This is a genomic window from Marinobacterium sp. BA1 (assembly GCF_041155135.1).
GTDB lineage: Bacteria > Pseudomonadota > Gammaproteobacteria > Pseudomonadales > Balneatricaceae > Marinobacterium > Marinobacterium iners.
Genome location: NZ_BAAFHC010000001.1, coordinates 2,860,789 through 2,887,703 on the forward strand (window position 1 = coordinate 2,860,789; position 26,915 = coordinate 2,887,703).

Annotated in this window: 27 protein-coding genes and 1 pseudogene; 19 read left to right on the forward strand and 9 right to left on the reverse strand. The window is 58.0% G+C overall.

The genetic code is table 11. The annotated features are described in order from the left end of the window. Nucleotides 1-6: 6 nt before the first annotated feature. From exbB to ACAM29_RS13965, 9 genes and pseudogenes are all read left to right on the forward strand, one after another. Nucleotides 7-807: a tonB-system energizer ExbB gene (gene exbB / locus ACAM29_RS13925; protein ID WP_369624478.1), complete on the forward strand. Its 801-nt coding sequence runs from the start codon at nt 7-9 to the stop codon at nt 805-807. Nucleotides 808-809: 2 nt separating this feature from the next. After that, nucleotides 810-1,262, forward strand: coding sequence for a TonB system transport protein ExbD (gene exbD / locus ACAM29_RS13930; protein ID WP_369624479.1), 453 nt, complete (start codon nt 810-812; stop codon nt 1,260-1,262). Then, nucleotides 1,259-2,182: an energy transducer TonB gene (locus ACAM29_RS13935; RefSeq protein ID WP_369624480.1), complete on the forward strand. Its 924-nt coding sequence runs from the start codon at nt 1,259-1,261 to the stop codon at nt 2,180-2,182. Before exbD ends, ACAM29_RS13935 begins: the two co-directional genes overlap by 4 nt. 86 nt (nt 2,183-2,268) lie before the next feature. Further along, nucleotides 2,269-2,499, forward strand: a pseudogene (locus ACAM29_RS13940) (LysR family transcriptional regulator); the annotation flags it as partial. A gap of 64 nt (nt 2,500-2,563) precedes the next feature. Beyond that, complete coding sequence (locus ACAM29_RS13945) at nt 2,564-3,340, forward strand: IclR family transcriptional regulator (protein WP_206838168.1); 777 nt, start codon at nt 2,564-2,566, stop codon at nt 3,338-3,340. A gap of 106 nt (nt 3,341-3,446) precedes the next feature. Continuing rightward, nucleotides 3,447-4,385: a hydroxymethylbilane synthase gene (gene hemC, locus ACAM29_RS13950; protein WP_369624481.1), complete on the forward strand. Its 939-nt coding sequence runs from the start codon at nt 3,447-3,449 to the stop codon at nt 4,383-4,385. After that, nucleotides 4,378-5,160 carry a uroporphyrinogen-III synthase gene (locus tag ACAM29_RS13955; protein ID WP_369624482.1) on the forward strand — a complete coding sequence of 261 codons (783 nt, stop codon included), beginning with the start codon at nt 4,378-4,380 and terminating at the stop codon, nt 5,158-5,160. Before hemC ends, ACAM29_RS13955 begins: the two co-directional genes overlap by 8 nt. A 17-nt stretch (nt 5,161-5,177) precedes the next feature. Next, entirely contained in the window at nt 5,178-6,458 is a 1,281-nt protein-coding gene (locus ACAM29_RS13960; protein WP_369624483.1) for a uroporphyrinogen-III C-methyltransferase, read from the forward strand. Continuing rightward, nucleotides 6,455-7,708 (forward strand): heme biosynthesis HemY N-terminal domain-containing protein, encoded by a 1,254-nt coding sequence (locus ACAM29_RS13965; RefSeq protein WP_369624484.1) that lies wholly within the window; start codon nt 6,455-6,457, stop codon nt 7,706-7,708. The genes ACAM29_RS13960 and ACAM29_RS13965 overlap by 4 nt, the downstream gene beginning before the upstream one ends. A gap of 64 nt (nt 7,709-7,772) precedes the next feature. On the opposite strand, the gene ACAM29_RS13970 is transcribed toward ACAM29_RS13965, so the two are convergent. From ACAM29_RS13970 to trxA, 4 genes are all read right to left on the reverse strand, one after another. Continuing rightward, nucleotides 7,773-8,510, reverse strand: coding sequence for an NAD(P)H-flavin reductase (locus tag ACAM29_RS13970; protein ID WP_369624485.1), 738 nt, complete (start codon nt 8,508-8,510; stop codon nt 7,773-7,775). Between the two features lie 43 nt (nt 8,511-8,553). Then, nucleotides 8,554-10,035: a 4-hydroxy-3-polyprenylbenzoate decarboxylase gene (gene ubiD, locus ACAM29_RS13975; RefSeq protein WP_091826314.1), complete on the reverse strand. Its 1,482-nt coding sequence runs from the start codon at nt 10,033-10,035 to the stop codon at nt 8,554-8,556. 113 nt (nt 10,036-10,148) lie between these two features. Further along, nucleotides 10,149-11,408, reverse strand: a complete 1,260-nt coding sequence (gene rho / locus ACAM29_RS13980; protein WP_091826312.1) for a transcription termination factor Rho — start codon at nt 11,406-11,408, stop codon at nt 10,149-10,151. 217 nt (nt 11,409-11,625) lie between these two features. Further along, nucleotides 11,626-11,952, reverse strand: a complete 327-nt coding sequence (trxA, locus tag ACAM29_RS13985) for a thioredoxin TrxA (protein ID WP_091826310.1) — start codon at nt 11,950-11,952, stop codon at nt 11,626-11,628. A gap of 187 nt (nt 11,953-12,139) precedes the next feature. On the opposite strand from trxA, the gene ppx reads away from it, so the two are divergent. Beyond that, the gene (gene ppx, locus ACAM29_RS13990) at nt 12,140-13,660 is read left to right on the forward strand and encodes an exopolyphosphatase (RefSeq protein WP_369624486.1); all 1,521 of its coding nucleotides are present in this window, start codon (nt 12,140-12,142) and stop codon (nt 13,658-13,660) included. Further along, nucleotides 13,660-14,631 carry a hypothetical protein gene (locus ACAM29_RS13995; protein ID WP_369624487.1) on the forward strand — a complete coding sequence of 324 codons (972 nt, stop codon included), beginning with the start codon at nt 13,660-13,662 and terminating at the stop codon, nt 14,629-14,631. Before ppx ends, ACAM29_RS13995 begins: the two co-directional genes overlap by 1 nt. A gap of 57 nt (nt 14,632-14,688) precedes the next feature. Here ACAM29_RS13995 and ACAM29_RS14000 read toward each other — a convergent pair whose 3' ends face one another. Next, nucleotides 14,689-16,236: a phosphoenolpyruvate carboxykinase gene (locus ACAM29_RS14000; protein ID WP_091826304.1), complete on the reverse strand. Its 1,548-nt coding sequence runs from the start codon at nt 16,234-16,236 to the stop codon at nt 14,689-14,691. Between the two features lie 196 nt (nt 16,237-16,432). After that, entirely contained in the window at nt 16,433-17,308 is an 876-nt protein-coding gene (hslO, locus tag ACAM29_RS14005; protein ID WP_369624488.1) for an Hsp33 family molecular chaperone HslO, read from the reverse strand. Nucleotides 17,309-17,403: 95 nt separating this feature from the next. On the opposite strand from hslO, the gene ACAM29_RS14010 reads away from it, so the two are divergent. Further along, the gene (locus ACAM29_RS14010; protein ID WP_091826300.1) at nt 17,404-18,198 is read left to right on the forward strand and encodes a phosphatase PAP2 family protein; all 795 of its coding nucleotides are present in this window, start codon (nt 17,404-17,406) and stop codon (nt 18,196-18,198) included. Here the strand turns inward: ACAM29_RS14010 and hslR are convergent, their stop codons facing one another. Then, nucleotides 18,199-18,624, reverse strand: a complete 426-nt coding sequence (hslR, locus tag ACAM29_RS14015; protein ID WP_354409500.1) for a ribosome-associated heat shock protein Hsp15 — start codon at nt 18,622-18,624, stop codon at nt 18,199-18,201. It lies immediately after the preceding gene. Then, entirely contained in the window at nt 18,621-19,277 is a 657-nt protein-coding gene (yrfG, locus tag ACAM29_RS14020) for a GMP/IMP nucleotidase (protein ID WP_369624489.1), read from the reverse strand. Before yrfG ends, hslR begins: the two co-directional genes overlap by 4 nt. A 46-nt stretch (nt 19,278-19,323) precedes the next feature. On the opposite strand from yrfG, the gene nudE reads away from it, so the two are divergent. From nudE to ACAM29_RS14035, 3 genes are all read left to right on the forward strand, one after another. Beyond that, nucleotides 19,324-19,872 carry an ADP compounds hydrolase NudE gene (nudE, locus tag ACAM29_RS14025; RefSeq protein ID WP_091826297.1) on the forward strand — a complete coding sequence of 183 codons (549 nt, stop codon included), beginning with the start codon at nt 19,324-19,326 and terminating at the stop codon, nt 19,870-19,872. 216 nt (nt 19,873-20,088) lie between these two features. Further along, complete coding sequence (locus ACAM29_RS14030; protein ID WP_091826295.1) at nt 20,089-20,673, forward strand: Fe-Mn family superoxide dismutase; 585 nt, start codon at nt 20,089-20,091, stop codon at nt 20,671-20,673. Nucleotides 20,674-20,761: 88 nt separating this feature from the next. Then, complete coding sequence (locus ACAM29_RS14035; RefSeq protein WP_369624490.1) at nt 20,762-22,477, forward strand: sensor histidine kinase; 1,716 nt, start codon at nt 20,762-20,764, stop codon at nt 22,475-22,477. Here ACAM29_RS14035 and ACAM29_RS14040 read toward each other — a convergent pair. After that, nucleotides 22,416-23,033 carry an arylesterase gene (locus ACAM29_RS14040; protein WP_369624491.1) on the reverse strand — a complete coding sequence of 206 codons (618 nt, stop codon included), beginning with the start codon at nt 23,031-23,033 and terminating at the stop codon, nt 22,416-22,418. The genes ACAM29_RS14035 and ACAM29_RS14040 overlap by 62 nt on opposite strands. Between ACAM29_RS14040 and ACAM29_RS14045 the strand changes: the two genes are divergently transcribed. The 4 genes from ACAM29_RS14045 to ACAM29_RS14060 all read left to right on the forward strand — a co-directional run bounded on the left by ACAM29_RS14045 (nt 23,032) and on the right by ACAM29_RS14060 (nt 26,914). Beyond that, entirely contained in the window at nt 23,032-23,727 is a 696-nt protein-coding gene (locus ACAM29_RS14045; protein ID WP_206838086.1) for an ABC transporter ATP-binding protein, read from the forward strand. The two genes, ACAM29_RS14040 and ACAM29_RS14045, sit on opposite strands and share 2 nt — an antisense overlap. After that, nucleotides 23,724-26,192, forward strand: a complete 2,469-nt coding sequence (locus ACAM29_RS14050) for an ABC transporter permease (protein ID WP_369624492.1) — start codon at nt 23,724-23,726, stop codon at nt 26,190-26,192. The genes ACAM29_RS14045 and ACAM29_RS14050 overlap by 4 nt, the downstream gene beginning before the upstream one ends. A gap of 130 nt (nt 26,193-26,322) precedes the next feature. Beyond that, nucleotides 26,323-26,448 (forward strand): hypothetical protein, encoded by a 126-nt coding sequence (locus ACAM29_RS14055; RefSeq protein WP_277987737.1) that lies wholly within the window; start codon nt 26,323-26,325, stop codon nt 26,446-26,448. Between the two features lie 16 nt (nt 26,449-26,464). After that, on the forward strand, nt 26,465-26,914 hold the full coding sequence (locus ACAM29_RS14060) for a heavy metal-responsive transcriptional regulator (RefSeq protein WP_091826286.1): 450 nt from the start codon (nt 26,465-26,467) through the stop codon (nt 26,912-26,914). The last annotated feature ends 1 nt before the right edge of the window (nt 26,915 follow it).

The window sequence follows — 26,915 nt, forward strand, 5'->3', positions numbered from 1 at the left end:
GGTGCTATGACCATCGACCAAGAGGCGGTGGCGGAGGACGGTATCGAGAGTGAAACCAGGGGCGACGCCGCAGCGGACGAGAACACCGGCCCTGTACTGCCCCACGACCTCAGCCCCTGGGGCATGTTCATGCAGGCGGACTGGGTGGTGAAGTCGGTGATGATTGGCCTGGCACTCGCCTCCCTCGCCACCTGGACGGTGCTGGTGGCCAAGACTCGGGAGTTGCGTGTGCTGGTGAAGCGGCAGCGCAAGACGCTGGATGTGGTCACCCTTGCTGAAACTCTTAAGACCGCCCACGAGAAACTGGACGAGGGTCCGGGCAGCACAGAGCTGACCTGGGCAGCCGGCCAGGAACTGCGGTTGTCCGCCAACACCCTGGCTGATGCGGAAGGGGTCAAGGAGCGAGTTGCCTCCTGCCTTGAGCGCCTGGAAGCCGCTGCGGGGCGCCGGATCACCAAAGGCACCAGCATTCTCGCGACGATTGGCGCGACGGCGCCCTTCGTCGGGCTGTTCGGGACCGTATGGGGCATCATGAACAGCTTTATTGGTATTTCCAAGGCGCAGACCACCAACCTTGCGGTAGTGGCACCCGGCATTGCCGAGGCACTGTTGGCTACCGCCCTGGGGTTGGTGGCGGCGATTCCCGCCGTGGTGATCTACAACCACTTTGCCCGCCAGATTGCCGCTTACAAGGCGCTGGTGGGTGATACCTCCGCCGCGGTGTTGCGGTTGGTGTCGCGGGACCTTAGCCGTCATGCGCTGACTGGGCAAAAAATGGCCGCACGCAACCTGACTGTTGAGGATTAGCGATGGGCGCCAAAATCCAGCACGACGACGAACTGGTGGAAAACCACGAGATCAACGTCACGCCCTTTATCGACGTGATGCTGGTGTTGCTGATCATCTTCATGGTGGCCGCGCCATTGGCCACCGTGGATATCAAGGTGGACCTGCCTGCGTCGTCAGCAGAACCCCAGCCAAAACCCGATGCCCCCCTGTACCTGACCATCGAGGCGGATCACAGCCTGTCGCTGGGCAATGACCCGGTGACACTCGATGGCTTGCCGGCGTCGCTGCGCTCCGTTACTGAGGGCGATACCGAACAGCGCCTGTTTCTTCGAGCGGACAAGACCGTCGATTACGAAACCCTGATGCAAACCATGAATAAGTTGCAGGAGGCAGGGTACCTGAAGGTGGCTCTTGTTGGTTTGGAAGGGGCCGGGCTGGAAGGTATGCCGGGTGAAGGGGGGAAAGTCCAGTGAGGGATAACCTGGCCCGCAAGCCTCATCTGAGCCTGGTCCAGGGGCGCGAACCGGCGCCTGAAATAGACGTGGATTTTATCCCTAAACTGATCGAGTCATCGGTGGAGGGACGCAAGCGCTGGTGGCGACTTGATGGCGAGTATTCCCGCTGGGTGACGTCCCTGGGTCTCGTCTTGCTGGTGTATGCCACGCCACTGGCCTGGTGGCTGTGGCCGGATAATGCTCCAGGGGTGAATCTGCCACCGCCCGCCGCCATGGTGGTGGAACTGGCACCCGCGCCAGTGGCGCCGCCAGCACCTGCCCACCAGCCTCCCGGCCCGGAGCAGGTCGAAGCCACTCCGCCGGAAGCGGTACCGCCACCGGAGCCCGTTCCCGAGCCGAAACCCGAATTGCCGACACTGCCGGAGGTGCCAGAACCCGAAGTGGCTCTGGAGCCAGTCGAAGAACCTCCGGTGGAAGAGCCGGAAGCCGAGCAGGAACCGCCGCCAAAGATTGAGGAGCCAATCGAGGAAACACCGCCGGAAGAGAAGCCCACCAGTAGCGCCAGTGCGCCGCCAGAGGCGCCGATGGATGATGATCAGGCCGCTGCGCCCAACCAGGGTGTCTCCGCCCCGGTGGTGGACCACAATCGGGTACTTAACTGGCAGAGCAGCCTGATGATGAAGCTCAACGAAGCCAAGCGTTATCCGACCAGCGCCCGGCGATCCCGCCACGAGGGCGTGGCCTACCTGCGCTTCGCGATGGATCGTGAAGGCAGTGTGCTTTCCGCCAGTATCGAAGGCAGTTCCGGTTATCCACTATTGGATGAGGAAACCCTCGCGTTGATCGAGCGCGCGCAACCTTTGCCGAAGCCACCCGAAGATATGCCTGGTGAGTCGTTGGAATTTGTGGTGCCGGTGGAATTCTATTTGAACAGATAACGATGGGAGATGAGCCCATCAGAAGGTCGTTCATATTTCCAGGAGCACAGTGTTAACAGGATAAACTGGAATATGGAGCCACGCGTATGGAACTACGTCACCTTCGCTGTTTTCTTGCCGTCGCTGAGGAACTTCATTTCGCCCGTGCTGCCGAGCGGCTGCACATTGAGCAGTCGGATGGCGTGACGCCTTCGCGACTACCGGCTCTGTTGGCGATGTGTCGCCAAGAGGAACCGGAGGTGGAAATACGCCTGTTCGAGGTACCTCTGCCCCAGCAACTTAAGGGGTTGCAGGATGACCTGTACGATGTCGGTTTTTTTATACCCACCCGTTAACACGATATACTGAATGCCTATTGCAACCTTGGACCTGACTAATACTATGAGCACCACACGCAGGGAAAAAGGCTCCTCGATTCTCCGGGTTCTGGAAATCATCGAAACAGTAGCCAGCTCCGGCCATCCGATGACCGCCGCAGAACTGTCGAAACAACTGGATATTCCCAAAGCCACCGGCCATCGTCTGATTCAAACGCTGGAAAAAGAAGGTTTTCTGCAGACCAACATGCGCGGTTTCGTCGTCCCCGGCGCACGTTTGCACCAGGTTGCGCTTGGTATCATCTACGCCAGCCGCCACAAGGCCCAGCGCCGCGCCATTCTGGAAGGGCTCTCCGGCCAGATTCGAGAAACCATCGGCTTGGCGATTCCCGATGGCACGGAGATGCTCTATTTTGACCGTGTGCAGACCAACTGGCCCCTGCAGATCAATCTGCCGGTGGGCAGCCACACGCCTACTTGGTGCACGGCCAGTGGCAAGCTTTACCTATCCAACCTGCCTGCCAGTCAACGCAAGTTGATGCTTGAAAAGCTGCCCATGCAACAGTTTGCGCGCAACACCCTGACCGATCCCGCAGAACTGCTCGACGAACTGAAGCATGTCGCCGAACAGCAATTGGCCGTCGACAATGAAGAGTTCATCGACGGCATGGTAGCGGTGGCCGTTCCAGTCAAGGATACACAAGGTCGCCTGGTTGCCTGCCTGTTCACCCACGCCCCCGTGATTCGCAGCTCACTCGATGACCTGCTGCAATTCGAGCCGCTGCTGCGTCAGGCAGCACATGAACTAGAGCAGGTAATCAGCGTACCAGAGCAGAGCTGAGGCATCAGTCAACCGCTGTGCCACTTTCTGTTACACTGCCGATCATTCAACTCGATCCGGTGGAGCCCGCTCCGGCTCGGCTCCGCCTGCTGACAAGGATTCAATCATGAGCAGAACCATTCGCATCGCCACCCGCCGCAGCCTGTTGGCACTCTGGCAGGCCGAATACGTCAAGGCAGAACTGGAGCTCCACCACCCCGGTATCCATATCGAGTTGCTGAAAATCGAATCCCGCGGTGACAAGATTCTCGATACGCCTCTGGCCAAGATCGGCGGCAAAGGTCTGTTCGTCAAGGAGCTGGAAAACGCCTTGCTGGAAGACCGCGCCGACATCGCCGTACACTCCATGAAGGACGTGCCGATGGAGTTCCCGCAGGGACTGGGGCTACCGGTCATCTGTGTACGTGAACAGCCTACCGATGCCTTTGTCAGCAACCAGTATGATAACCTGGATGCTTTGCCGGAAGGCGCCATCGTCGGTACCTCTTCCCTGCGCCGCGAAGTACAGATACGTGAGCGCCGCCCGGACCTGGAAGTGCGTTTTCTGCGCGGCAACGTCCAGACCCGACTGGCCAAGCTGGACGCGGGCAAGTACGACGCCATTATTCTCGCCACCGCAGGCCTGTTGCGACTCAAGTTACAGGATCGCATCCGCCATGAAATGTCACCAGAAGAGAGCCTGCCTGCTGGTGGCCAGGGTGCCGTGGGTATCGAATGCCGCAACGATGACGCCGAACTGATCAAACTGCTGCAACCGCTGCATCACACCGACACCGCTGATCGCGTACTGGCCGAACGTGCCATGAACCGCCGGCTCGAAGGTGGCTGCCAGGTGCCGATCGGCTGCTACGCCACCCTGAGCGAAGACGGGGATGAGATATTCCTGCGCGGACTGGTGGGTCGCCCGGATGGCAGCAAGGTACTGCGCGATGAAATCCGCGGCCCTCGCGAACAGGCCGAGGCAATGGGTATTACGCTGGCCGATCGTTTGCTGGCCGCCGGTGCTGACAAGATTTTGGCCGAGGTGTACAAGGAACGTGACTGAACCGATACAACCCCTGTGCGGACAGAGGATACTGGTGACCCGCCCTGCACATCAGGCCGAAGGCCAGGTGGCGTATTTGCGCGGACTGGGGGCTGAGCCCGTCTGCCTGCCCCTGCTGGAGATCATGCCCACCGGAGAAGAAGACGGTGCCGACTACCAGCAATGCAAACGCTGTATGCTGGACTTGGATCTCTATGACGGCGTCATTTTTGTCAGCCCCAATGCAGCACGCATCGGGGCCGACTGGATCGATCAGTATTGGCCGCAGTTGCCGGTTGGCGTGCGCTGGATCGGTATAGGCCAGCAAACCTGTGACGCCCTGGAACAGTTCGGCATCCATGCCTGGCATGCCGAGGATGGCTTCGACTCCGAGACACTGCTGGCGGACCCGTCCATGCAGTCCGTGGCCACGCAACGCTTCCTGATTGTGCGCGCCGATGGAGGACGAGACATGCTGGCCGATACGCTGAGCCAGCGGGGCGCTCGAGTCGACTATGCCCATATCTATCGGCGCGTCTGCCCAGCCCATTCGACCGACATTATCCAAAGTACTATTTATGCACAGCCGTTATCGGCTATCCTCATTACCAGTGGTCAAGCCTTGCAGAACCTGCTCACGCTGAGCGGAAGCACCGATGCAGGCCTGGCTGAAATCCGGATCATCGTTCCCAGTGCCCGCCTTGCCGAGCTGGCCCGTTCGCTGGGATTCACCCGAATCCGGGTAGCACAGGGACCGGACGACCGCAGTATGGTCGAAGCACTGCTACCCGCCTGACAATCGGAACCACCGGCATGAAAGAAACCCGCGACAATTCATCTGAACCAACCAATAAGCCCGCTGACGCACACGACGAGTCCAGCAGCAAGACAAAGGACTCCCCTGCTACGGATACCAGCAAATCAGCCGCTGAAACCACCAAAGAAAAACCGGAAGTCAACCAGGACGCTAATGCAGCCTCCAGCGCAGCTGCAGACAAACCTGCCAAACAGCCCTCCCGCAAGCCGAAGGCTGAAAGTGAAAAACGCTGTGGCGCAACCTGGCCCGGCAAGCTGGCACTGGTGCTGTCGCTTATAACCCTCGGCGGCGGAGGCTATCTGGCTTGGGAAGGCTGGCAACTGAAACAACAGAACAGCCAGATGCAGGAACGCCTCAGCCAACAGGTCGAAACAGCCCTGGCCAATGGTCGAGCCGAAGTGGCCCAGACAGTCAGCAGTGTAAACCAGCAACTGGGACAGCTGCAGGCCCGCTCGGAAGCCGAAGCGCAGAATATCGCCGAGCTGCAGGATCGACTGACCCGGAGTATCCAGCAGGTCACAGCGAGCCGTGAGCTCAGCCGCAAAGACTGGTTGCTGGCCGAGGTGGAATATCTGTTGCGACTGGCCAATCAGCGCGTATTAATGGAACAGACTCCAAATGGCGCACTGACTCTCCTGAAATCGGCCGACACCATTCTCAGTGAAACTGATGACGTTACCATCTACGATGTACGCAAGGCGTTGGCCGCTGACATCGCAGCGCTGGAAGCAGTGCCCAGACTGGATAGCGAGGGGGTATTCCTGCGACTGGGTGCGCTCAACCGTCAGGTGGACAACCTGCGTGTGGTACCCGTCAGCGAACGACGTGAGCTGCCGCAGATGCTGGAAGAGATCACACCCGAAAGTGTCAAGCAGTCCTGGGGCGACGGTTTCAAGACCAGCTGGAACAAGGCAGTAAACAAGTTTGAGCAGCTGATCGTGATTCAACACCATGACGAGCCTATCAAGCCGCTGATGTCACCTGAGCAAACCTTCTTCCTGCAGCAAAACCTGCATCTGATGCTGGAACAGGCTCAGATGGCCTTGCTGCAGCGCAAGCAACAGGCTTTCGATAGCAGCCTGAGCAAGGCGCAGGAGTGGATTGCCACCCACTTCGACCCAAAAGATGCCACCACTATTGCCCTGCTCACAGGACTGGCTGAACTCTCCGAGGTAAACGTGGCACCAGAGCTGCCGGACATTTCCGGCTCCCTGAGCAGCCTCAAGGATTATCTCGGTCGCATGCAGCAGTTGCGTGAGGGAGGGCAGAACAGATGAAAAAACTGTTTATCATCCTTTTAATACTGCTGGTAGCCGGCGCCTGGGTTGGCCAGCTGATGGTGCAGGATCCAGGCTATGTACTGCTGTCATACCAGCAGACCACAGTTGAAACCAGTCTCTGGGTGCTGTTGCTGATACTGGTACTCGGTTTTGCACTGTTGCACTGGCTGTTCAACCTGGTCCATAACATCCGCTTGCCGGGTGATCGTCTGCGCAGCTGGCGCAGTGACCGCAACCACCGCCTGGCGCGCAGCAAAACCCTGAAAGGGCTTGTGGCGCTGTCCGAGGGCAGCTGGTGGAAGGCACAGCGCTACCTGACACAGGCGGCACAGCGCTCCGACCTGCCGGTCATCAATTATCTTGCGGCGGCCCGTGCAGCCCACGAGCAGGGCGACAGCAAATCATCCGATGACCTGCTCAATCGCGCCCGCCAGTCAACCCCCGAGGCCGAGGTCGCGATCGGCATCACTCAGGCAGAAATGCAGCTGGAGCGTGGTCAACTGGAACCCTGCCTGGCCACACTGCTCCATCTGCGACGCCAGGCACCCAAACATACCCATGTCATCCGCCTGCTCAAGGAAGCCTATCTGAAGCTGGAGGACTGGAAAGGCCTTACCGAGCTTCTACCGGAGCTAAAGCGACTGCAGGCGATGAAAGATGACGAGCTGGAACAACTTGAGCTGCAATGTCACCTGCATCAACTCGAATACAGCATCTCCAGCCTGCCGGACGGAGCCGGTGCACAGGAACGCCTGCGCAGCCTCAGCCGCAGCTGGCAGTCCATTCCACAGCCACTGCTGCGCAACCCGGTACTGGTCAGCCGCTATACTGATCTGATGATCGAGATCGGCGCCGAAGTGGAAGTCGAGAAAATGCTGCGTGACCTGATCAAACGCCAGTGGGACGAGCACTTGGTCAGGTTGTATGGCCGCATTCAGGGTGAAAATGCCGAGAAGCAACTGAATATAGCCCGCGGCTGGCTCAAGCAGCACGCCGACAGCCCCGGTCTGGAGCTGACACTGGGACGCCTGAGTATGCGTAACGCACACTGGGGCAAGGCGATCAATCACTTTGAACGCAGCCTTGAGCTACAGCCCGACGCAGAGACCTTCAAAGAGTTGTACCGCCTATTGCATCACTTGGGCGAAGACAAGCGTGCGCTCGATATGATGACACGCGAGCTGCAACAACTCGACAACTCACTGCCAGCTCTGCCTCTGCCTGCACCGAACAGCGAGAGCCATTGAGCCTGCCCCAAATGAAAACGCCCGGCAAAGCCGGGCGTTTTCATATCACTGGCAGCAAAATGAACTAGGCCGGTCGCGGCGCCCAGGCAAACACGTCAGAATGAACCTGATTCTCTGCCACCCCTTTTTCCGTCAGTCGATCCAGCAAGGCATACACCATCCCAGGTGAGCCACAGGCATATACTGCCAGATCCTCGATACTGTCCAGGTCTTTGGCAATGGCATCCGGCATAAGCCCGGTACGCCCGGTCCAGCCCGGACTGGTTTCGGGTTCGCTCACCACCGGCACAAAATGCACATTGGCATGTTCATGCGCCCATTGCTGTGGAAGCTTCTCCAGATAAAGGTCTGCCTCCATGCGCGCGCCCCAGTAAATATCAATCCGGTTGCGGGCCTGATTGGCCAGCAGGTGTTCGACCATGCTCTTGATCTGAGCAAAGCCAGTGCTGGCAGCCGCAAATACAAATCGGGTTTCAGGCGTTACGTCAGCCATAGTCAGGCTTACAGCACCCTTGGGCAGCTCGATCTGGACGGATGGACTGGTTTGCAGATAACTGAGAATCATGGCATTGAACTCACTGCCCGGCACCTGGCGTATATGCAGTTCAAGGTCTCGCCCTTGATCCGGTGCCGACGCAATGGAAAAGGATGCCTTTTTCCCCTCCGGCAACAGAATATCCAAATACTGGCCGGCTCGATAATGCATCGACTCCGGGTCCACCGCTGTCAGACGCAGCCGAACCCGAAACACATCCTGATTCAGGGCTTCGAACCCTGTCACATCACATACTCTTGTTTCCAAAACATCACTCCTTGCTGCAGGCAACCGTAGCCGCCTGCCGGTATCAGTTGTCTAGAATACCCAGCTGATCCCAGATCTCGTCCACCCGTTGCTTCACGGCTGGGTCCATCTTGATCGGTTCACCCCACTCGCGAGTGGTTTCGCCTTCCCACTTGTTGGTGGCATCCAGCCCCATTTTCGAGCCCAGACCCGAGACCGGTGAGGCAAAATCGAGATAGTCGATCGGCGTATTGTCGATCATCACCGTATCCCGCTGCGGGTCCATACGGGTGGTGATCGCCCAGATCACGTCATTCCAGTCGCGAGCATTGACGTCGTCATCGCAGACGATGACAAATTTGGTGTACATGAACTGACGCAAAAACGACCAGACACCCAACATGATCCGCTTGGCATGCCCCGGATACTGCTTCTTGATCGTGACCACCGCCATGCGATAGGAGCAGCCTTCCGGCGGCAGATAGAAGTCCACAATTTCGGGAAACTGTTTCTGCAGGATCGGCACAAATACTTCATTCAGCGCAACGCCAAGAATAGCCGGCTCATCCGGTGGCCGTCCGGTGTAGGTGCTGTGATAGATAGCATCCTTGCGCCGTGTGATCCGCTCTACGGTAAACACCGGGAAACGATCCACCTCGTTGTAGTAGCCGGTATGATCGCCGAACGGACCTTCGTCCGCCATCTCCTCGGGATCAATGTACCCCTCAAGAATAATTTCCGCGCTGGCCGGCACCTGTAGATCACTGCCGATGCACTTAACCACTTCGGTTTTGCCACCGCGCAACAGGCCAGCAAAGGCATACTCGGACAGGGTATCCGGCACCGGCGTCACAGCACCCAGAATGGTCGCCGGATCGGCGCCCAGCGCCACTGCAACCGGAAAACGCTCACCGGGATGAGCCAGCTTCCATTCACGGAAATCCAGGGCGCCGCCACGGTGGGCCAGCCAACGCATGATCAGTTTGTTGCGACCGATCAACTGCTGACGGTAGATGCCCAGGTTTTGTCGCGGCTTGTCCGGCCCGCGGGTGATCACCAGTGGCCAGGTCACCAGCGGACCGGCATCACCGGGCCAGCAGGTCTGGATCGGAATACGGTAAAGGTCGACATCATCGCCCTCGATGACCATCTCCTGACAGGGCGCCTTACGCACCTGTTTCGGCCCCATGTGCAGCACCTGACGATACAACGGCAGCTTGTCCCAGGCATCCTTCATGCCGCGGGGCGGTTCAGGCTCCTTAAGCTGGGCCAGCGTCTTGCCGACCTCTCGCAGGGCCGCTACCGACGTCTCACCCATGCCCAGCGCCACACGTTCAGGAGTACCGAACAGGTTGCCCAGCACCGGCATGTCATAGCCCTTGGGGTTCTCGAACAGCAGCGCGGGGCCACCGGCCTTGAGGGTACGGTCGCAGATTTCGGTCATTTCCAGTACCGGGTCAACCGGCATCCGGATACGCTTGAGTTCGCCACGCGCTTCCAGCATCTCGATGAAGTCGCGCAGGTCCTTGTATTTGGGTGTCGACATGGGATCGCCTGTCCAAAGAATACGACTGGGTACATCCTGTACATAAAAAAGGGGTAAGTGATTAGCTTACCCCGCTTTCGTCGCCTTGGTTCACTACAGCAGGTGAATTCGGCTTACTTGCGCTTCATCGACAGGAAGAACTCATCATTGGTCTTGAAGTCCTTCAGTTTGTCGATCACAAACTCGGTAGCTGCGGAGTCGTCCATCGGATCCAGCAGCTTGCGCAGAATCCACATCCGCTGCAGCTCTTCTTCGCTGGTCAGCAGATCTTCACGGCGGGTACCTGAACGGCGGATATTGATCGCCGGGAATACACGCTTTTCAGCAATCTTGCGGTCCAGGTGGACTTCGGAGTTACCGGTACCCTTGAATTCCTCGAAGATAACCTCGTCCATTTTCGAGCCGGTATCAACCAGTGCGGTGGCGATGATCGTCAGGCTGCCGCCTTCTTCGATATTACGGGCTGCACCAAAGAAGCGCTTGGGGCGCTCCAGTGCGTGTGCATCAACACCACCGGTCAGTACCTTGCCCGAAGATGGGATAACGGTGTTGTAGGCACGCGCCAGACGTGTGATGGAGTCGAGCAGGATCACCACATCTTTCTTGTGCTCGGTCAGGCGTTTGGCCTTTTCCAGCACCATTTCAGCAACCTGTACGTGACGTGACGGCGGTTCGTCGAAGGTGGATGCAACCACTTCACCACGAACGGTGCGCTGCATGTCGGTCACTTCCTCGGGGCGTTCGTCGATCAGCAACACGATCATGTAGCATTCAGGATTGTTACGGGTGATGCTGTTGGCAATGTTCTGCAGCATCAGCGTCTTACCGGCCTTGGGCGGTGATACGATCAGGGCGCGCTGGCCCTTGCCCATGGGGCACACCAGATCAATTACACGCGCCGTCAGATCCTCGGTACTGCCATTGCCGATTTCCATCCGCATGCGCTGTTGTGCAAACAGAGGCGTCAGGTTTTCGAACAGGATCTTGTTTTTCGCGTTTTCCGGGCGATCATAGTTGATCTCGTTGACCTTCAGCAGCGCGAAGTAGCGCTCCCCATCTTTCGGCGGGCGAATCTTGCCCGAGATGGTATCACCGGTGCGCAGATTGAAACGACGGATCTGACTGGGAGATACATAGATATCGTCAGGGCCAGCGAGGTAGGAAGAATCGGCTGAGCGCAGGAAGCCGAAGCCGTCCTGCAGGATCTCCAGCACACCGTCACCGTAGATGTCCTCTCCGCTTTTGGCATGTTTCTTCAGAATAGCGAAGATCACGTCCTGTTTGCGGGAGCGGGCCATGTTGTCGAGGCCCATTTCGATGGCGATATCCAGAAGTTCCGGAACGCTTTTTAGTTTGAGTTCGGTAAGATTCATAGTATTCAGAGAAGCAGCCCAGAGTCGGCTGGTTACGGATGGAAACCGGATGGTTAGTCGGAAGAAATAAGGTTAAGGTCTTACTTGTGACACCCAGACAATGGATCGCCGGGCCGGTATGTGGGACCACTATAAAAGGTAAAACGGGACCTGTCCAGCAGAAGCTGGTGGAAAAACGCGACCGTTGCGCAGCCTGCGTGTTTCCACCTGGCCAGGCTCACAGATTGGCGTCGATGAAAGCCGCCAGCTGAGACTTGGACAGCGCGCCTACCTTTGTCGCTTCCACATTACCGCCCTTGAACAGCATCAGAGTCGGGATGCCACGAATGCCAAACTTGGGCGGCGTTTCATTGTTTTCGTCGATGTTCAATTTGCAAACCTTCAGTTTGCCCGCATATTCCTTGGCGATCTCTTCCAGCACCGGGGCGATCATCTTGCAGGGTCCACACCACTCGGCCCAGTAATCTACCAGCACAGCGCCCTCAGCCTTGAGAACATCTTCTTCGAAGGAGGCGTCAGTCACATTGACGATATTTTCACTCATGGATCGATTCTCCAGTGCACGAGGTGCGTTTAAGACATTGGCAGGATGATAACACCTGCTACCCACGCCTGCCACATCCTGTCCGTCGGACACTGCAGTACGACTGTCATCATAAAAGGGTAGCATCCGGCCCCCGTTAACCGGTATTTTTGCACTCTTGACCGCTGTAAATTGGGGAAAATCGCTGATGTACGCACAGGACACGGCTGCCGTGACGACCGCCGACACCTCTCTGCTGGCTGCCATCGATCTCGGCTCCAACAGTTTTCACATCATCGTTGCCCGCGTTTTTGCCGGCGAACTGAGCACACTGGACGTACTGTCAGAGAAAGTACAACTGGCTGCCGGGCTCGACGCCGAAGGCTGCCTGACAGAAAACGCCATGGCACGTGGGCTTGAGTGTCTGGGCCGCTTCGCCCAGCGGGTTGCGGACCTTCCCCGCCAATCGATTCGGGTAGTCGGCACCAACGCATTGCGCGAAGCTCGCAACAGTGATGACTTCATTGCCCGGGCCGAGGCCCTGCTGGGCACACCGGTTGAAGTTATCGCCGGTCGAGAGGAGGCCCGCCTGATCTATCTTGGTGTCTCGCATACTCTGGCCGATGATACCGGTCGACGCCTGGTGGTGGATATTGGCGGCGGCAGCACTGAGTTTATTATCGGCTCCCGGTTTGAACCACGCCTGTGTGAAAGTCTGCAGATGGGATGTGTGAGCTATACCGACCTGTTCTTTTCCGGCGGCGAAATCTCGGCTGCCGCCATGCGAGAGGCACGCACAGCCGCCCTGCAGGAGCTGCTGTCAATCCGGCGTGACTATCGCCGCCTCGGCTGGAGCAGCAGTGTAGGAGCATCAGGCACCATCAAGGCCGCCCGTCAGGCCTGTATCTCTCTCGGCCTGAGCAATGACCAGATCAGTGCCAGTGGACTGAAACAGCTCAGCGAGTATCTGGTCAGTGTGGGGCATATTGATCGCATTCAGATTGATGGCATCAAGCCTGAGCGCTGTGCCGTACTGCCCGCCGGCATCGCCATTCTCGGCGCCATTTTCGAATCTCTGGGCGTCGAAAGCATGAGTTTTTCAGAGGGTGCCCTGCGTGAAGGCCTGTTATATGACATGGCAGGCAGACTGCGCCATGAGGATGTACGCGAGCGCACCATCACCGCACTGGCTCGGCGTTACCACGTGGATAGGCGTCAGGCCGCTCGGGTAGAGGCGACAGCACTGGCCGCTCTGGAACAGACAGCAGAGGCCTGGAAGCTGCAGGATATCGAGTACCGAGAATTGCTGAGTTGGGCGGCCAGGACCCACGAGATCGGACTCGCTGTAGCCCACAGCCAGTTTCACAAACACAGTGCCTACCTGCTGCAGCACTCAGACTTGCCCGGCTTCACCCGCCCCGAACAGCAGCAGCTGGCATTTCTGGTGCGGGGCCACCGACGCAAGTTTCCCAAGGATGAGTTTCGCAACCTGCCGCCTGCTCTGAAAGCATCCTGCCGCTACCTCTGTCTGCTGTTACGGCTGGCGGTATTACTGCACCGCAGCCGCAGCAAGGCACGCCTGCCTGCTTTCAGGCTTAATGTGGACGGACATCGAATCGAGCTGGCACTCCCTCCGGGCTGGTTGGATCAACATCCCTTGACCCGGGCTGACCTGGAGCAGGAAGCCGGCTACCTGCGCAATATTGATTTCAAGCTCAAGATCAGCTGATGTATCGAGCCCTGCTGCATTCGATCAGAGAGATTCTGACTGACAGTTACAGGGTGATTCTGACCCTGTTCAAAGTGATGGTTCCGGCCATTCTCATCGTCAAGCTGCTGACTGAACTGGGGGCTGCTGAACTGCTGGGTCATCTGTTTGCACCCTTGATGGGCTGGATGGGGCTGCCGCCGGAGGCGGGGTTGATCTGGGCCAGTGCCATGCTGACCAATATCTACACCGGCATTATCATCTTCTTTTCCACCACCGGCACTGAGCACTGGAGCATCGCCCAGGCCACCATTCTTGGTACCCTGCTGCTCAGCGCTCACAACCTTCCGGTTGAGATTCGCGTGGCACAGAAAGCGGGCTGTCGTGTCATTCCACAACTGCTGCTGCGTATCGGTGGCGGCATTGTTCTGTCTGTGCTGCTGCACCAGTTCTATCAGCACAGTGAAACCCTGCAGGCCGTCAATCGCGTCCCTTGGGTACCTCAACCGGAAGACCCAAGCCTGCTCGGGTGGACACTAGGCCAGTTGAAAACACTGGCATGGACTGCGGGAGTAATCGTTCTGCTGCTGACCGCACTGCGCCTGTTGCGTCTGCTCGGCATCGAGCGTCTGCTGGAATGGTTGCTGCGGCCGTTACTCAAACTGATCGGCATCGCGCCCGGCGCTCTGTCAATCACTCTGATTGGCATGACTCTGGGTCTGGCCTACGGCGGAGGACTGCTGATTCGTGAAGCCGAGCGAGGCGACATCGCACCGGCGGATATCTTTGCCGCCATCAGCCTGCTCGGCCTGTGTCACAGCCTGATCGAAGACACCCTGCTGGTCATGCTGGTCGGGGCCGACCTGTCCGGCATTTTCTGGGCACGGCTGGGGTTCGCCCTGCTGGTCATCGCTCTGCTTAGCCGCACCCTGAAACACCCATATTGGCAAAAACTACTGGTACGCTCTGTCGCGCCGACCACTGAACGCTAGTCCCGGATACAAGAACGCCCCGACATGCGGGGCGTTGCGTTTGGAGCAAGTCCAGTTTCAGGCTTTGGGACCTGCCGCCAGAATCTCGGCGGATACACCATCAAACTTGGTGAAGTTGTTGACGAACTGTTTGGCCAGATCGGCTGCCGCTGCGTCATAGGCGGCCGGATCAGCCCAGGTATCACGCGGGTTAAGCAACTTGGTGTCAACGCCCGGAACCGCTGTCGGTACCGCCAGGTTGATGCCGTCCAACTGCACGGTTTCGCAATCCTTCAATGAACCGCTCTGGATGGCACTGATGATGGCCCGCGTAGTCGGAATGCTGAAGCGCTCACCGGTACCGAAGGAGCCACCGGTCCAGCCAGTGTTCACGAGGTAAACACGTGAGCCGTACTCTTCAATACGTTTCATCAGCAGTTCGGCGTACACATGCGCAGCACGCGGGAAGAACGGCGCGCCGAAGCAGGTGGAAAAGGTGGACTTGATACCACCACCTGACCCCATTTCGGTAGAGCCGACCAATGCGGTGTAACCGGACAGGAAGTGGTATGCGGCCGCTTCCTTGCTCAATACAGATACCGGCGGCAGTACACCGGTCAGGTCACAGGTCAGGAACACGATTGAGTCAGGTTCGTCACCCATATTGGTGGCAGAACGTTTGTCAACGTGATCGAGTGGGTAGGCACAGCGACCGTTTTCGGTCAGGGATACATCGTTGTAGTCCGCCTTGCGACTGCCATCCAGTACCACGTTTTCAACGATGGCACCGAAGCGAATGGCATCCCAGATGATCGGCTCGTTCTTTTTGCTCAGGTTGATGGTCTTGGCATAGCAGCCACCTTCCAGATTGAAGACAACGCCCTTGCCCCAGCCGTGCTCGTCATCACCGATCAGGTAGCGTTCGGGGTCAGCAGACAGAGTGGTCTTGCCGGTGCCGGACAGGCCAAAGAAGAGGGTAGTGGAACCATCTTCGCCAATGTTGGCAGAGCAGTGCATCGGCAGTACGTCTTTTTCCGGCAGCAGGAAGTTCTGTACCGAGAACATCGCTTTCTTCATTTCACCGGCGTATCGCATGCCCGCAATCAGCACCTTGCGCTTGGCGAAGTTCAGGATGACGCAGCCATCGGAGTTGGTACCATCACGTTCAGGCTCACACTGGAAGCCAGCCACGTTCAGGATCTGCCACTCTTCTTTGCTCTTCGGATTGTATTCGTGCGGACGGATGAACAGGTTGAGACCAAAAAGATTCTGCCACGCGGTTTCAGTGGTCATTTTGACCGGCAGGTAATGACTGTGATCAGCCCCTACGTGCACATGAGAGACAAAGTGTTCCTTGTCAGTCAGATATTCTTCAACCCGGGTCCAGAGTGCGTCGAACTTGTCGGCGTTGAAAGGACGGTTGATATTGCCCCACTCGATCACGTCAGACGTGCTCGGCTCTTCGACGATGAAGCGATCCATCGGTGAGCGACCTGTACGCTGACCGGTGGTGACAACCAGTGCGCCGGTGTCCGCGAGGACGCCTTCGTTACGCTGAATCGCACGCTCGACCAGCTCAGCCGGGGTCAGATTCACGTGTACGCTAGTGACGGTTTCTTTGGTCATTACTGGATTCCCTTGGCTGTTCGCCAAACAATTACCTGAAAGCAAAAAAGGGCCACTGCGTTCCGGTTAACGCAGCTCGGGTTGTTATTTTTGGGGCCGTATTATTGCACAAAATCCGCCGGGATGGGACTGCCGGAATCATTCTCATTTAAAATCTTCCCCGATCCTACGGCCACCTTTCCAACTCACTGATTATTCAGTGCATTCTACCATCTTCGTCGAGATAGCCCGGTTCGCTGAACAATGCACGGATATCGGTTTCATCGAAATTATAGGTCTGATTGCAGAACTGACAGCCCACATCAATGATGCCGTTCTGCTCCTTGAGAATCTCCAGCAATTCCTCTTCGGTCATAAATTTCAGTGCCTCGGCGCTACGCTCGCGTGAGCAGTCACAGCGGAATCGAAGCGGCTGAGGCTCATACAGCCGACACACCTCTTCGTGGAACAGACGGAACAGCAGCGCTTCGTTGTCCAGCTGAAGCAGTTCTTCATCCTTGAGCGTAGAGGCCAGCATGCTGACCCGATTCCAGTCCTCATCTCCCCGCCCTTCGGCCGGCATAACCTGCAGCATCAGGCCGGCGGCGCGCTGCCCATCAGCGGCCAACTGAATTGAGGTACCCAGCTGCTCAGATTGTTCGAAATATGCCTGCAGGCACTGCGCCAACGTCTCATTTTCAAGCGGGACAACCCCTTGATAGCGCTGACCCTTTTCCGGTTCGATAGTTAAGGCTATACGACCGTTCTGCAGCAGTTGATCAAAACTCAGATCATCGCCCAGTTCTCCATCATAGCGGGCGATGGCGCGCAGATCCTGATGCCGGTTGCACTCAGCCATCAGCATCTTAACCTGCCCTTCCCCTTCAGCCTGCAACAGCAGGCGGCCTTCAAACTTCAGTGTCGCGCTGAGCATGCCGACGGCCGCCAGCATTTCCCCCAGTACCCGCTGCAGTACCGGCGGATAGTTGTGCCGCGCCAGCACTTCCTGGTAACTGGTTTCAAGTCCAACGACCACGCCGCGGACATCAATCTGTTCGAACAGAATGCGCTGGATCTGATCTGGGTTGCTCATGCAGGATTCCCGGAGATTTCTGCTCGTACCGCGTGAGTCGGCCGAGCGGTGTTGCTAGAATAGTGGTTTCGTAATTCTAGCTGAATGGACCGCTGATGATCACCCCGGAACCTGTCTTTTCCACTCGTTGGCGACCGCTGGCATTCATTTCGACTCAGCTGGTGGCGGCTCTGCTGCTGCTCAGCTTTGCCAGCGATGCTGGTCGTGAAATATGGCGCAGCATCGACCGATCGGTATTCTTTACACTCAACGGCTCACTGTTCCACAACGAGCCTTGGGCTCACTTCTGGGCATGGATGAACACCCGCGAGGTTGATGCCCTGTCAGCGGTTGTGATGCTGCTGTTTTTGATCTTCCCCGGACTGGGGGGGCTCAGACGTCATCAGCTTCAGGCCGCATTTACCGGTTTTCTGCTGTTGATGCTGTTGATGTTGCCGATGCGGGAGTTGTTATCTGAGTACGCACACAGCGCCGGCCTCAGTGGTCCAAGCCCGTCCCTGCAGTTACAGCCAGCCTATCTGTTCGGTGAACATCTGCCAGAGATCCCGGCCAAGGACAGTGCGTCTACCAGTTTTCCCGGTGACCATGCCAGTGTGCTGCTGGTCTGGGTCGGTTTTTTGCTGTTCATTCGGCGGAGCCCGGCAACTTTCTGCGCGGCGGGGCTAGGTATTTTTCTGATGTTGCCACGCCTGTTTGGCGGAGCCCACTGGTTCACCGATGCTGCCGTTGGTGGCATGTGTCTGGCGCTCACCACACTGGCATGGGCTTGGGCCACACCGGTTGCCGGCTGGCTCAACCGATGGCTGCTGATGGGGCTGACGCCCCTGTATCGACTGGCCGGCCGCATTCCGCTGCTGGGAAGGCTGCCGTTTTTCAACCCGGGCCGCTGATCAGTCCCAACTGCCCTTGATCCGCAGCAGCTCACGCCGACTTTTCTTGTTCGGCCGCTGCTCCGGCGCGCTGCCCTGGGTCTTGCGTTCCAGTGCCCGCTGTTCGCGGGCGCGGATGCTGTCTTCGGTTTCTCGATACAGCTTTTGTGCTTCCGAGGCACCGCGACGCTGATCCGACAGCGCCAGCACTTCGACTGTTTTTTCGTCATTCCCCTGCCGCAGGCGGATCAGCGCACCGATCTCCACATGTTTGCTGCACTTGCTGCGCTGGCCATCGTAATGCACTTTGCCACCCTCGATCATTTCCTTGGCCAGGGCCCGAGTCTTGTAAAAGCGGGCGGCCCAAAGCCACTTGTCCAGCCGCACGCCCTGGTGCGCCTGTTGAGACTTTTCGCGCTCCAGTTCTTCCTTATAGTGATGACTCATAGGGCTGCTATCACCTCGCTGAAATCATTGGTTGCATCGAATTCAGTCACTTGCCGCGCCGGCTGCTGCATGTCCGGTTGGGTGATCGACAGCAGGTGAGCGATACCGTACCGCCGTGCAGATGCCAGCACCGCCAGACTGTCATCGACCAATAGTGTGCGCGCCGGGTTGAAAGGCTCCACCTCCTGCAGTGTCTGCCAGAACGCCTGCCCTTCCTTGGGATAGCCGAAATCGTGCGAGCAGATCACCAGGTCCACCTGCTGATCGATACCGGTCACTTCGATCTTGAGGGCCAGACTGTCCCGGTGGGCATTGGTAGCGATCACGGTACGCCGTCCACTGCGGCGCAGCGCCTGCAGAAAGGCTTCGGCGCCGGGGCGGAAGCCGATTCGATCCATGATCTCCCGTTTCAGCTGGGCAATCGGCAGATCAAGCTGCTCGGTCCAGTAGTCCAGGCAGTACCAGCTGAGTGAGCCCTGCTCCTGCCGAATCCGCTCGTGCAGCCACTGGCGGGCATTCTCAAGCTCCAGTCCTCGCTTTTGCGCATAGCGTTGAGGCACCAGATCAAGCCAGAAGTGGGAATCGAAGTGCAGGTCGAGCAGGGTGCCGTCCATATCCAACAGCACAGTATCTATGGCTTGCCAATCAAGCATAATCAGGGAACACTCTGACAGGTAATAACAGTTTTCGGATATCAGTATGACCGCCAAGCCCGAGATTTTGAAGTTAACCAAAGTGGCCAGCAGCCGGCTGTTTCATATTGAAAGCATGCAGCTTCGTTTCAGCAACGGTGTTGAGAGGCACTATGAGCGGCTCAGAACCGGTGGTCACGGGGCGGTGATGATCGTCGCCATCAACGAGCGCGACGAGGTGCTGCTGATTCGTGAATATGCCGCAGGGTTGGAGGAGTATGTCCTGACACTACCCAAGGGATTGATCGACCCCGGTGAGGATGCACTGACAGCCGCCAATCGTGAGCTGCAGGAAGAAGCCGGCTTCGGCGCACGCGAGCTGAGCCATATACGCCAGCTCACGGCGGCACCCAACTATATGGGGCACCGGCTTGAGGTGATTCTGGCACGCGATCTGTACTCCAACAAACTGGAAGGTGATGAGCCCGAGCCACTGGAACTGGTGCCCTGGCCCATGTCACAGCTGCCGGAGCTGTTCGACCAGGCAGAGTTTTCCGAAGGCCGTGCGATCGCCGCCCTCTGCCTGGTACAGCAGCGCCTGTCTCGCGCGGGATAGGCCTTGTTTTTTTCCCCTGCGCCTCAACATACCCATTGAGGTGCAATTGGTACAGCCCGTCTGCACTTCATAATACTGCTACAAACTGTGCCATGATAAGACGCCTTTTCGGTGCTATCATCAGGGCACCCAAGAGGTTTGGCCCCTGTCTGGTCCAACCTCACCAACAACAATCGGTTTTATGCTGAACCTGTCTCAATAAACAAGGTGATTACTATGAGCTTCGAACTGCCTGCACTGCCGTATGCGAAAGATGCACTGGAACCGCACATCTCTGCCGAGACTCTGGAATACCACCACGGCAAGCACCACAACACCTACGTTGTGAAGCTGAACGGTCTGGTACCGGGAACCGAGTTTGAAGGCAAGTCTCTGGAAGAGATCATCAAGACTGCTCCGGCTGGCGGCATCTTCAACAACGCGGCTCAGGTGTGGAACCACACCTTCTACTGGCACTGCCTGTCTCCGAATGGTGGCGGCGCACCGACCGGTGATATCGCCGATGCCATCGCCGTAAAATGGGGCACTTTCGAGAAGTTCCAGGAAGCGTTCAACGACAAGGCTGTGAACAACTTCGGTTCCAGCTGGACCTGGCTGGTGAAGAACGCAGACGGCACTCTGGATATCGTTAACACCAGCAACGCCGGTACACCGATGACCGATGGACAGACCGCTCTGCTGACGGTTGACCTGTGGGAGCACGCCTACTACATCGATTACCGCAACCTGCGCCCTGAATACCTCAAGAACTTCTGGGCACTGGTTAACTGGGACTTCGTTAACGAAAACTACAACGGCTGATCAACCTCGTCGTTTTGAAAAGGCGCCTGCGGGCGCCTTTTCTGTTTATACTGTCTGCGTTTCTCGCTCGGGAAAGGACACCTGACTGATGCTCGGATCTCACAAGCTCACGGCCCTGCTGCTCTGGATACTGCTGACAGTGATGTTGCTCGGCTTGCTGGTTCAGCTTGATCTGAGCGGCCTGAGCCGTCACCAGAGTGCACTGCTTGTCAACCTTGAGCAGCGATTGAATCAGCGACTGAACAAAACCGAGCAGCTGTTGCACCACATGGCTATCCTGACCGCTCGCAGCAGTCACGACCTGAGCGGTCTGTCGCAAACGCTGGAAGAGCTTCTGCCGCTCTCACCCGTCATCCACCGCCTCCACCTGCAGCAGCTGGTCACGGAAGACGAGATTTACGCATTCGAGCGGCAAATGCGACTGAAGTACCCCGACTTTCTTCTGCACGGTCTCAGCGCCATTACACCCGCCAACACTGAAACATCAGGAGCGGTCATCTATCAGCCTGTTATCCTTGCGTTGCCGGCCGGGCAGAGCGACCTGCCACCGCTGGGCACAGACCTGAGCCTGATTCCCGCCCTCAAGACCGCCATCGCCACCGCTCGCAATCAGTCACTGGTAGCCTATTCGGATGTATTCAACCAGGCGCGAGGAGAGCCACTGATCGCTGCCTTTCTGGCTGTACCACAGGATCCAACCCTGCTGCTGTCAGTCGCCCTGCGCGGCCGTGACCTGCTCGACACAGAAATGCTGCCACCGGGCAGTCGTGTCAGCCTGACCTTGCCACAGAACGGCCCCCAGACTTTGTGGCAAAGTACCACGCCTGAAGCGGTGCTGTTTTATCTGCCGCGCCAGCAGACTGTAGGCAATAAACACCTGCAACTAAGCCTGCTACTGGAATACCCGGTACGACTGGCCGACTTCAGCTGGGGGCTGGTACTGATCACGCTCGTCCTCAATACCAGCGGCAGCCTGCTGTTTTACGCCTGGTTGCGTCAACGGCAGGCTGCCACCATCAGTTACCTTGAAACACTTGAGATTCAGCGTCTCAAGCAACACCTTCAGACCCATTCAGAAGAACTGCAGCAGCAATTGCAAGAAAACCAACAGCTCACCCATCGCATTCTGGATATTCAGGAAAGGGAACGGCGCCACCTTGCCCAAGAGCTGCACGATGAGCTGGGCCAGTGCCTCACTGCAATACGTACCGATGCACGCATGCTGCTGCAGGATCATCCTGACAGCGGTGACAGCGTTAACCATCACGCCGAAAGCATCGATGCTATCGCACGACATATTTACGATGTAACCTATGATCTGATGCGCGCACTCCGCCCAACCCTGCTGGATGACCTGGGGCTGGTGGACGCAGTACGCGAGTTAATTCGCAGCCAACATCTTGAACGACAGGGGGTTCAGCTGGATTTGACCCTCAAGGGCGCCCTGAACGATATGGAGGAACGGCTCAACATCAATCTCTACCGCATGATTCAGGAGGCGCTGACCAACATCCAGCGGCATGCCAGCTGTACCGAAGTCCAAATCCGGCTACAACGCTATGATGCCGACGAACCGTCCGACCGGCTGGAACTGGAAATCCGTGACAACGGCTGCGGATTTGACCCATCCATCATCAGCCGCAAAGGGCGTTTCGGTATGCTCGGCATTCAGGCTCGAGCCAAGGCTCTGGGAGGAGATTTGACCATCAACAGTCAACCGGGTGACGGCACCCGGCTGCGACTTAAAATCCCTCTTTCTCAAGCAGAGGTCCGAGTTGCTTCCACACCGTCTGCAGCAGGATAGGCTGAGCATCACGATTGGGATGCAAACCATCACGCTGCATAAATCGCAGGTCAGTTGCCACGCTTTCAAGCAGGAAGGGTACCAGTGGCAGCCCAAACTCTTCGGCCAACTGTGGATAGATTTGATAGAACCTTTCTGTATATTGAGGTCCATAGTTAGGGGGCAGGCGTATGCCGATGAGCAGCACCTGCGCATCCGCCGCTTGGCTTAGCTCAATCATCTGGCGCAGATTCTGTTCCAGTATGCTCAGGGGAGTACCGCGAAGGCCGTCATTGGCGCCCAACTCCAGCAGTACCAGATCCGGGCGATAGTCCTGCAGCAGCCGAGGCAGTCGACTCAGCCCGCCGCTGCTGGTTTCTCCACTTATACTGGCATTGATCACCCGCCGGTGGCTATCACGCTGTTTCAGCTCCTGCTCCAGCAGGCTGACCCAGCCATCGCTTTGAGGCATGCCATAGGCGGCCGACAGGCTATCCCCGACCACCAGCAGGGTTTTCGCCTGCAGTGGAGTGACACAAACAAACAGCAACAGCAGACAAGAGACCAGATAACGCATGCAGCACCTCGACAGTGGTAAACCGATTATTGAGGCTCACGATGTCGCAAAAAGTTTCAATACACAAGCGGGAAAGGTAGAGCTTTTCACCGGACTCAGTCTGAGTGTTGCCCCCGGTGAAAGCCTGGCCATTATCGGCCGTTCCGGAGCAGGCAAGTCCACTTTGCTCAGCCTGTTGGCCGGTCTCGATACCCCGACCTCAGGCCATGTCATGTTTGCCGGTCAACCGCTTGACCAGTTGGACGACCCGGCTCGTGCCGATATCAGGCTGCGCCATTTGAGTTTCATTTTTCAGTCCTTTCATCTGCTGCCGGAGCTGGACGCTCTCGACAATGTTCGCTTGCCGCTGGAGATTCAGGGTGCTGCAGATGCTGAACTACAGGCTCGCCACTGGCTTCAGGAGGTTGGACTGGGTGCCCGCATGGATCATTACCCCTCGCAACTGTCAGGCGGCGAGCAACAGCGCGTGGCGATCGCTCGCGCATTTGCGACCCGCCCCAGTGTACTGTTTGCGGATGAGCCAACCGGTAACCTGGATGACGAGACCGGACACCAGATTATTGAACAGCTATTCAGTCTCAATGCCAGCCAAGGTACAACGCTGATCCTGATCACGCATGATCTGGAGCTGGCGCGGCGCTGCCGTCGACGCCTGCACCTTCATGCCGGCCGTCTGGAAGAGGTGGTAGAATGAGCCTGTTGCCCCGACTGGCCCGGCGTCAGCTGCATACCCAGCTGCGCACCACTGAATGGCGTGCTTTGTTGCTGGCAACCTGGGTTGCCATCGCTCTGACGACTCTGCTGGCGGTCCTCGGCGACCGACTGGAGCGAGGCCTGCTGCGTGAGAGTGCCAGCCTGCTGGGAGCTGATCTGGTGCTGAGCAGCAGCCGTCCGATTACGTCCAAGCGGCTGGATCAGATAGACTTGTCTGATACACACCACACTCAGGTTATCCAGTTTCCCAGCATGGTGGGACAGGGTGACGAGCTGATGCTGGTTTCAGTACGTGTACTGAAGTCACCCTATCCCCTGCGGGGTGAGCTGGTCACTGAACCTGTGCAACAGGGCGAGATTCCGGGCCCCGGCGAGGTCTGGGCCGAACCCCGAGTGATGACTCAGCTGGGGCTTGAACTGGGCGACCAGCTAGAGTTTGGCTACGCAAAACTGACGCTCACACACCGGTTGTTGGCCTCACCGGATCGGGGCTCGGGCTTTCGCAGCTTCAGTCCACATATCCTGGTCAATCACGCCGACCTTGAAGCCAGCGGCGTACTGGCCGAGGGCAGCCGTGCCGACTATCGCCTGCTGATCGCCGGCAGCAGCGAGCGGATACGTCAGCTTGATCAAAAGCTGCGGCCCACCCTCGCCGACCATGAACGCCTGCATGCACTGCAGGCTGACCAGCCCATGACCGGCAACGCGCTGGGCAATGCACTGCGTTACCTCAAGCTCACGGCACTGATCGCTCTGCTGCTCTCTGCCATGACCATTGTGCTGGCCCTGCGCCGGTTCGCACTCGGCCAGCACACCCGCAGCGCCCTGCTGCTGAACTTGGGCCTCAAGCCGGGCCAGCTGGTTCAACTCTACCTCTACCAGCTGCTAATGGCCTGGGCCATAACCTCCATTCTCGGCTTTATTACCGGCTACCTGTTACAGGCCGCTGTCTATCAGTGGCTGGCCGACCTTCTGCCACAATCGCTGCCCGCTGCCGGCTGGCTGCGCTGGCTGACTGGCCCGGCGTTGGGGTTGGCACTGCTGGTACTGCTCGGCCTGCCTCCCATTCTGCAACTGGCTCGCATTCCGGTCGCCCACCTCTTGCGCGGCGATCCGCCTCCACGGGATCGCATCGCCATGCTGCTGCAGGGGAGTTCTGCCCTGTTGCTGATCATCACCCTGCTGGCATTCCTGCAGGCACCGGCAGCGGCCATCAGCCTGCTGCTGTTTCTGATGATTGGCGGTGTACTGTTCGGCTGGCTGGCTCAATGGGCGCTGATCGCCAGCGCCAAACCGCTCGCTCGACGCCTGCTGTTGGGACGTCTGTTGTTGATGCGTCTGCGCCAGCAGCGTCAGTGGCACCGGCTGCAGGCCGCCGTGGTCGTTATGTTGCTCACTCTGCTCAGCGTCATCTGGATCAGCCGCTCCGACCTGCTGCAGCAGTGGCAGGCGCAGTTCCCCAGCGACACGCCCAACTATTTTGTGATCAACATTCAGCCCTGGGAAAAGGAAGCGCTGGACCAATTTCTGGATGAGCAGTCGCTTGAAACCGAGCTTTACCCGATGATTCGCGGCCGCTTCACTGAGTTGAACGGCGCACCTGTTCAACCCCAGCTCAACGAGAAGCAACAATCACACAACACCCTGCGTCGCGAGCTGAATCTGAGCTGGAGCACTGAACGCCCTGAACACAATCCGCTGCAAGCGGGTGAGTGGTGGTCGGCTGACAGCACCGAGCCGTTGATCTCCATCGAAGGGGAGATGGCACAGGAGCTGGGACTCAAGATCGGTGACCGACTCGGCTTCGACGTTGGCGGAGTGCAGATTGAAGGGCGCATCAGTAATATTCGCGAGGTAGTCTGGACCTCCTTCCGCCCCAACTTCTACATCATTTTCAGTCCGGGTGCGCTTGAGGGAGCGCCCTCAACCTGGATCACCAGCTTCCACCTGCCGCCAGAGCGACAACAGGTGTCGCGGCAGTTGCTGCAGCAGTTCCCCTCGCTGACACTGATCGACATTGATCAGCTGCTGTCTCAACTATCGCAATGGTTGAAGCGGCTGGCCGACAGCTCGGCTCTCATACTGGCGCTGAGCCTCGGCTGCGGCCTGATGCTGCTCGGCGTTACCCTGCTGCAAGCACTGGAGCAACGCCGGTTTGAGTCAGCCCTGTTACAGACACTGGGAGTGACCGCAGAGCAGGCACGCCGCCTTGATCTGCTGGAGTTTCTGTTGATTGGACTGGTGTGTGGCGTATTGGCCAGTATCAGTGCCGAAGCCGTGCTGGCCAGCCTGCACCTGTATCTTCTGCAGATCGACCCGCGCCTGCACCCCCTGCTATGGCTCAGCCTGCCACCAATGGCGGCCCTGTTGTTCGTGCTGATAGGACTGTTGATTCGACGGCCCCTGCGGCTGGATCAATGCTACCGATTGCTGCGCTCAGGTTAGCCGGGTGCAGCAATAACCTTACAAAAAGAGCGCTTATTACCTTTGGCTATAAAAACCCTAACCCTTGAGCTATAATCGGCGGCCCTATGCTGATCATTAATTAAACAGTTCTATTGGATAAGGGTGAAACATGGCTCATCATGATGAAAACTTTCGTGACAGCTCCGGCTACGGCTGGATTCTGATCAACCTGGTCGCACTGGCCTGGGTAACCATGCCGGTGAGCATCGTGTTGACCAAGGTGGTTCAGTGGTAAACACCGGACTGGCCGCATGAGCTCACTCAAGATTGGTGAGCTGGCGCGCCGTTCAGGCCTCAGCGTCGAAACCCTCAGGTATTACGAGCGCCGAGGCCTGATCCCGCCCCCTGAACGCCTGCCTTCGGGCTATCGCGTTTACCCGCCTGCAATCCTGCAACGGCTGGCCTTTATCCGCCGCTGCAAGGGGCTGGGCTTTACACTCGAAGAAACGCTGGACCTGTTGCAACTGCAACAGCACCCCGAACTGGAATCGGCTGCCGTCAAACAGCGGGTCGAACAACGCATTGTTGATATTCGCAGCAAGGTACGTGACTTGCAGCAGATACTGGCAGCGCTGGAAGGACTGTCCGCCCTGTGTGACGGTGAAGGCTCAGCGGCAGACTGTCCGATACTGGCCTTTCTGGAGCAGGATAGTGACCCGCCCCGGCCTTGCCCGCATGATGCAGACAAGACCAGACGCTGAT